A 1,129-nucleotide genomic window follows, 5' to 3' on the forward strand; every position below is an offset into this window, starting at 1 on the left:
TTCTATAATTCAAAACGCAGACATGGTTCCAATGGTCAGCGTTCTCCATTAGATTATGAAAAGGCCCATCAAAAGATGGTTAGGTGTGTCTAGAATTTTGGTGGCTATTCATATCAACCATAAAAACCATCTCAGACAGTATATTTACAAGCCTCTAATTCACCGCACTCACACTTCTCTGCAAGCCTTTTTAAATACCCTGTACAAAGTTCTCAGCCTGATGAAGCTTCACCTTGGACTTAGCTTTCAGTTCAGCCTGTACTTGGTCAGTTTCTGAATTTTCATTTGCATAAAACTCCTCCACCACATCCATACCCTCCTCAATGTCAGTTTCAAAATGTGCATTGTCATAGCCTTGCCGTGCCATTTGAATGGCTTATTGAAGATTAATGGCATCACGTAAAGTTAAATCCACGTAATACACAGGTGTTCGATAGCTTTGCGTCGTAGACTTTCTCGAAGAGTCAATTGCAGCGGTAGGCATGACAGCAAGCCATTCAATGCCGCATGGTAATAACTCAGCCGTGCGGCCAACGTTCGTATGCTGTTAAAACCCGTTATTCTAAAGATAAAGGTACCGAGTTCATCGGACTCATCTAATTAAATTCATTTTTCACAAATCTAATATTCCCTGAATTATCTTGTAAGATGCTGATAAAAAATGTATTAATTATTAAGTCCGTACATAAAAAGGGCTAAGTCTGTACAGACGTTAAGGGCGTAACTAAGGAGTACTCATGCCAAGTTCTCAGCTACAAGAACAAATACTGATAGTGAATGCACTAGAAAAATTTATATTTGAAAAAATCCGCTCGACTCCATTTTTGGGTTCCCATAAATCTATCCTCATGGCATCTAATGAAGAAGATTTGAGGAAGGCAATATATACCTTACACGATGAAGGTTTGTTCCGAGAATCGGAAGAAGATAAAATTAAAAGGCTTTGTAAAGATCTAGTGAAAGCTTATTTTCCAGATAAAAATGGCAATTATGAAGTTGAAAAGCTTGATTGTGAATATTAGAGGTGGTCCCACATGTTTGAACAACTAAAAGCTTATTTATAAGTGATACTCTGCTCTAGTTAAGCTACCTTATTTTGTTGTGGTAGCTGGTCATAGTAAAACTCATC

The 1,129-nt window shown here is 37.7% G+C and carries 1 protein-coding gene and 1 pseudogene; one reads left to right on the forward strand and one right to left on the reverse strand.

What is annotated here, in order from left to right:
* Positions 1–190 precede the first annotated feature (190 nt).
* Positions 191–600, reverse strand: a pseudogene (locus WBW42_RS18735) (recombination directionality factor); the annotation flags it as partial.
* A 137-nt stretch (positions 601–737) separates the two neighbouring features.
* Here WBW42_RS18735 and WBW42_RS18740 point away from each other — a divergent pair.
* Positions 738–1,022, forward strand: a complete 285-nt coding sequence (locus tag WBW42_RS18740; RefSeq protein WP_498479066.1) for a hypothetical protein — start codon at positions 738–740, stop codon at positions 1,020–1,022.
* Positions 1,023–1,129 lie beyond the last annotated feature (107 nt).

This window comes from Acinetobacter sp. LT1, assembly GCF_059800965.1.

Excerpts from the sequence above, each read along its gene's own strand:
- WBW42_RS18740 (WP_498479066.1), top strand. The coding sequence starts at position 738 with ATGCCAAGTTCTCAGCTACAAGAACAAATACTGATAGTGAATGCACTA.